Genomic DNA, 5083 nt, shown 5'->3' on the forward strand with positions numbered 1-5083 from the left:
TAGGCTTAGATGTGTATAGCTCATGGTTGCAATCTCACTTTGGTCGGTGGATAAAAACTTTGATGCTAGCACATCTAGGTCTTTTTTTCACCTTGCATTTGGTATTGCACTTCATGTGTTAATCTAAGTTCCCATTACATTTGATTATGCTGTCAAAAGATACTTTTTCATTTTTAACGATAGTTGCCTTATCCTGCCCTAGTGGGTGTTCGGCACTCTCTAGTCTGCTATCATTTAGATCGTTAGTAGGAGAACTAACTGAACAGGAGACCAACATTATCGAAAAACATATAGATAGCGGTTTTAAAGCTTTTAACATTTAGAGAGCCTTTTCATGATCGAAGGTACGTTCAAATTTGTTGGATCCATAGTCGATTTGGTCTAGACCAGCCAGTACAAATAGGACGAGGCTGCCGTCAGTTGCAACCACACTTGACCAATGTAAGTAAGGATTATATGTGGCTTTTCTTACTTGGATACCTTTAGGCTAACTATTAAAGCCGGTATTCAAATACATACTGTATTTTATCGACTATATTCGATTTTTATTTATGGACCAAAGCAAGGCTATAGACGCCCAAATTTTATGCAGTATAACGTCTATCCGACTCTTCATTTTAGATAAGACTTGTCATATATAGAAATTTATCGCAATATATTGACCAGATTTTCGACTATTATCCAATTTTCAATATCTTTTAACCAAACGAAAACGGTTTAATATTGGATATTTTGCCTTATTTTTTATAACAGATAACTGCCTGCTTCTATGACTTTTAAACCCCTACTCCTATCTTTATTGATATCACCTTTATGCACTTTATCTGCCTGCGCCAACACGCCTGACACATCAGTAGACAACAATGGCGTACCCCAAACTCGTAGCGATCTAACCGATGCTGAACAAAAGCAGCTTGATGACTTTGTCGCTAAGCAAAAAGCCAATATGCGCTTTATTGAAGGCGGTAGTTATGAGATGGGCGACTTTGGGCCAAAGCTTGATTGGACTGGTGGCATGCCAATTTCTAGTAACGGAGATAATAAAACCTTGCATAAGGTAACACTTGATAGTTTTAGTATGAATGCGTACAAGGCAACTTATGGTGACTTCGATATCTATAGCATGGCGACAGGACAGCCAAAAGAAGGGATGCAAGAGTATGCAGAAAAAGTACGCCAACCCAATGCTGCTGCGGGTATCGACTGGCAAACAGCTCAGCACTATTGCCAGTGGCTTGGAGACGAGCTAAATGTATCGATGAATCTACCAACTGAGGCTCAGTGGGAGTATGCGGCTCGTAATCGTGGTCAGTATGTGCTATTTCCAACCGATACAGGAGATATAGACGATGGACGTAATATATGGACTTTTGAGCAAAAACAGGAGATAAGAAGTAAATATAATACTAGCCTTGCTGTGCCTATAGTAGGTCTATATCCGCCTAATCCGTTGGGATTATATGATATGACCAATCAGAACTATGAATGGATGAGTGACTGGTATGATGATAATTACTATGCTGAAAGTCCAGAACATAGTCCGCAAGGTCCATTAGCTGGTAAAGAAAAAGTACTACGCAGCGTAGAGGCAAATGAAGGCGATGCGAGCACCATTAAGTTGATAGGTGCTGTAAGCGTAAAACGTTGGCATAAAGTACCCAATCCGCCTCTTTTAGACAATGACGCTGAAATTAATCAGAATGGAGACACTTCTGCACGCTGCGTTGCTAACAGCCCACAGGCTATTAGCTGACCACCTTCTCTTTTACAACTATAAACGCTAACTCAGGCAGATTTGCCCCCTCTCATAAATAACACCCCACTAATAATGACGCTGCATACACTACATAGAATAAACACATTGTGCGCGCCGCCCGGCATATACTCCATAAATGATGTGAAGAACTGACCCGAAAACACTGCCATCGTAAAATACGATAGATTACGACCACGTACTTTGGCAGCGCTTAACTCTACTGTCATGTGGTTCAGTAGCGGAATACTAAAGCCAAAGCCAATGCCGATTAACAGCGCGCCTATTATTAATATCAAGGTGCTGGCTTGCGTAAAGCAAACATATGACAATGCAAATGCTAAGAATGCCAGCGCCAGTACTTTGGGCTCATTCAACCATTTGATTATTTTGGGCATAAAACCTGCGGTAACGACCGCCACCAAAGAGATAAAAGCCAGCAGCTGACCGATTTGTGATTCGTTGTAGCTAAGCTCATTCATAGTGATGGGCAATAACACGGTTGACGTAAAAAATATAGTCATCGCTAAGGTTGAGATAAGATACACATTTTTTAGAGTCAGACCGCTAATAATGGTTTTACTGTCGTCTTTTACTATCTGTGCATTCTCTGCTGTAGCTGCATGATTACGCGGTACAAACAGTAACAGCATGGCTAAAAACACCCACGCCACCAAATAAATCGATAGCGGTAAGGCCCAAAATTGTGACGCAAGTAAGCCACCCAAAAACAAGAAAATGACCCCGCCAAGCTCGATGGACATGCCTTGTTTAGCAATCATTTTTAGGCGTGCCTCTCCCTGATACCACGTAGAGATGAGTACCGTGCAGCTCGCCATGACGACCGCCGTGATACCACCCAATAGAAACCGATTGCTAAACACCTGCGCTGGCCCATGTAAAAAATAAGCACTGGCACCTACAAGCCCATACAAAGATAACCCGATGATCAAGAGTTTGTACGCGCCATATTTATCGATGAGCTTTCCTGCTAGTGGCGCAAACACCACCGCACCTAATGACGGTAAGGTAATTAGCAGCACACTGTTATCAGTAATACCCAAACCTGCCGAAATGCTAACCAAGCCGGGTGCCAGTAACGTGCCGACCATAATGGTCAAACTGGCAATACACAATAAGGTAAAACTACCTGCGGTTTTTAACTGGTTCATATATGTCCTTAGTCGATAAAAAATAACATCGATATCTATGTACTGATATAACTGTACTGATATCACTTATTTTTTGGCAAACGCATTAAATACGGCACTGATGATGATAAAGAGGATACTGACCATCACTACCCCTGGCCATTGGTACAAGGCAAATGCTTTGACACCCGCCATAGACCCCAATGCCCCACCTGTGTAATAACCCAGCATATAGATACCATTGATGCGGCTCTGAGCGGCGGGATCGATACTAAAGACCCGAACCTGATTGGCCACTTGTGCACTGAATACAGCAAAGTCGATTAAAATAATCCCGATAATCAGCGACACCAAATTACCTGCAAACAACCCTGTAATAGCAAAGCCTGTCGCTGCTAGTGTCAGTGCCATCATCACTAGCGTTTTAGAGCCCAATTTATTGACCCATTTGCCAGAGGATTTGGCCCCTATCACCCCTGCCAACGCAATCACACCAAATAGCCCTGCCTGCTGCGCATTGTAATTAAAAGGTGCCTCGCTGACATAAATCGCTAGCGTCGCCCACAGCACATTGAATGAGGCAAACCAAAATGCGCCTGCCAAAGTAAATTTTTGCAGGGATTTATGTTTTACAAATAGTGATAAGCTACTTTTGATAAGTGGAAAGTAACGCAGCGTGGTATGCGGTGTATTGGTTGGCAAAAACACCCGAAGCAGTACCCCAAAGACAGCGGCAAACGCCGCAGACATCACAAACACACTGCGCCAGCCAAGTTGCTCACCTACAAACCCACTTAAGGTTCTAGATAATAAAATACCAATGGTTAGCCCCATCATCAGCGTGCCAAGCGTTGCACCCTTGTTTTCAGGTGACACCATGGACGCAGCAAATGGAATGAGCTGCTGGGTAATATTGGCACTAACACCGATCAAAAATACGGATAGTAACAGTATAGGCAAACTTGGTGACACGGCAGCAAAACCGCATGCGGCTACTAATAAACAGGATAAGATACCAATCAAGCGTCTACGCGCAATAGAATCGCCCAATGGTGAGATAAATAGCAAAGCAAACGCATAACCAAACTGCGTCAATGCCGGAATACTGCCCAGTTGTGAGTCGGTCAAATCAAACTCAGCACCGATGAGCGGTAAAATAGGCTGGTTGTAATATAAGTTTGCCGCCGTTGCCGCAATGGCAGCGGTCATTAACAGCAGAATAAACCGGCTTAGTGATTGGCTCGACGACTGGCTTGATGGTTGGTTTAGTACAGGCTTATCCATTATTTTCTCAGCTTAATAAATCATGCCACCAGTATAGAGCTTAGCAATCAATAACAAAAATGATAGTATATGATTGAATCCATACAAATAATGTATAGATATAAAAGTTAAGACTGAACGATGAGCTGATAAGATAAATTGATAAAAGGTATGGCTAATATGGATATAAAAACACTCAAAAGCTTTATGGCAGTAGCCAAGCACCAGAGCTTTTCAGAAGCAGCGCGTGAGCTATATACGGTACAACCTGCCATCAGTCGTCAGATTTCATCATTAGAGACAGAATTGGGGGTTGTCCTGTTTAACCGTACTTCTCGTGAAGTGACTATCACGCCCGCTGGCGAGCAACTACTGAAAGACGGTGCTGTTATTTTAGCCTTAGCAGAACAAGCAAAGATACAAGTGAAGCGAGCACATGATGGACAAATAGGCACACTTAATATCGCGCATTTGAGCTCAGCTTGTTTGACCTTTATGACCACACTGGTACGCAGTTATAAAGAAAAATTTCCGCACGTACACGTCTCGTTGTTTGAGATGACGGTGACCGAACAGATAGAAGCATTGGTGGTGTGTCAGAAAGTATGCTGAAGAAATAAAGGAGGGTGACAGCCAAAGCAAGATGATATATTTGAGGTTATGAAGACACAAATAGATATCAGCTGCCCCGACTGTCACAGTCCCAGTTTAAAGAAAAACGGCATAAAAAGCTATGGCAAGCAGAACTACCAATGCAAGGACTGCAAACGTCAATTCATTGGTGACCATGCCTTAACTTATAAGGGCTGTCACTCTAAAATAGAAGACATCATACGGCTAATGACGGTGAGAGGTTGCGGTGTTAGAGACATAGCTATTATAGCCTCAGTCAGTATCGGTAAAGTATTGGGCACCA

The 5083-nt window shown here is 42.7% G+C and carries 5 protein-coding genes; 3 read left to right on the forward strand and 2 right to left on the reverse strand.

The features are described 5' to 3' along the window. Positions 1 to 769 precede the first annotated feature (769 nt). Positions 770 to 1753, forward strand: a complete 984-nt coding sequence (locus EI164_RS14560; protein WP_192520640.1) for a formylglycine-generating enzyme family protein — start codon at positions 770 to 772, stop codon at positions 1751 to 1753. A 32-nt stretch (positions 1754 to 1785) separates the two neighbouring features. On the opposite strand, the gene EI164_RS14565 is transcribed toward EI164_RS14560, so the two are convergent. Further along, a complete protein-coding gene (locus tag EI164_RS14565; RefSeq protein WP_192520641.1) occupies positions 1786 to 2925 on the reverse strand; it encodes an MFS transporter in 1140 nt (379 codons plus the stop codon). A gap of 66 nt (positions 2926 to 2991) precedes the next feature. After that, positions 2992 to 4188, reverse strand: a complete 1197-nt coding sequence (locus tag EI164_RS14570) for an MFS transporter (RefSeq protein ID WP_225739326.1) — start codon at positions 4186 to 4188, stop codon at positions 2992 to 2994. A 159-nt stretch (positions 4189 to 4347) separates the two neighbouring features. Here EI164_RS14570 and EI164_RS14575 point away from each other — a divergent pair, with 159 nt between their 5' ends. Beyond that, complete coding sequence (locus EI164_RS14575) at positions 4348 to 4779, forward strand: LysR family transcriptional regulator (protein ID WP_192520642.1); 432 nt, start codon at positions 4348 to 4350, stop codon at positions 4777 to 4779. Positions 4780 to 4827: 48 nt separating this feature from the next. Further along, the coding region (locus tag EI164_RS14580; RefSeq protein ID WP_192518970.1) for an IS1 family transposase at positions 4828 to 5083 on the forward strand (256 nt) is incomplete at its 3' end.

This window comes from Psychrobacter sp. FME13 (assembly GCF_014861395.1).
In the GTDB taxonomy this organism is placed as follows: domain Bacteria; phylum Pseudomonadota; class Gammaproteobacteria; order Pseudomonadales; family Moraxellaceae; genus Psychrobacter.